Below are 561 nucleotides of genomic sequence, written 5' to 3'. Positions count from 1 at the left end.
TATGTGGATAAAACTCAAGCCGACATCATCGCCTTTCAGGAGGTCGACTCCAAAGCCGCGGTTCAAAAAGCCGTAGGCGATGGCTACGCGATTTATCTCTCTGATCGAGCTCAATCAAACAATAAGCACCTTCAGTTTTCTGATACCAATCAGTACACCGGTTTTGCTGTGCGCAAAGACATTGAAGTGTCTGACCCAGCAGACTTCTCAATCACGCGTGGTAATAGCAAGTTGCGCTTTGCCAGTTACATCGTCGTTAACCCAAGCCAAAAGGACGAGCTTCACCTGCTCTCTGTGCATCTAAAAGCAGGATGCAGCGGAGCGTATAAAAACAGTCGTGATTGCCAGACACTGAGTCAACAAGGAGAAGCACTTGCGAAATGGATGAGCGAGAGAGAAAAGAAAAAAGAGCAGTATGCCGTAATGGGCGATTTCAATCACAACTTGTCGTATCAACGTGATTGGTTGTGGGCGATCATGACGCTCGGTAACGATGCACAATTGGTAACGCGAGATACCCAAGCCGATTGCAAGGTTCGCTCAAATAAGAACCCAAGCAAA

Annotated in this window: 1 pseudogene; it reads left to right on the top strand. The window is 47.2% G+C overall.

The window, feature by feature from the left end:
• A pseudogene (locus R7044_RS27185) lies at positions 1-561 on the top strand (endonuclease/exonuclease/phosphatase family protein); the annotation flags it as partial.

It is taken from the genome of Vibrio sp. 1402 (assembly GCF_033340275.1).
The sequence above is the reverse complement of the archived record's forward strand: the minus strand, read 5'-3'. Positions and strand labels throughout refer to the sequence as shown.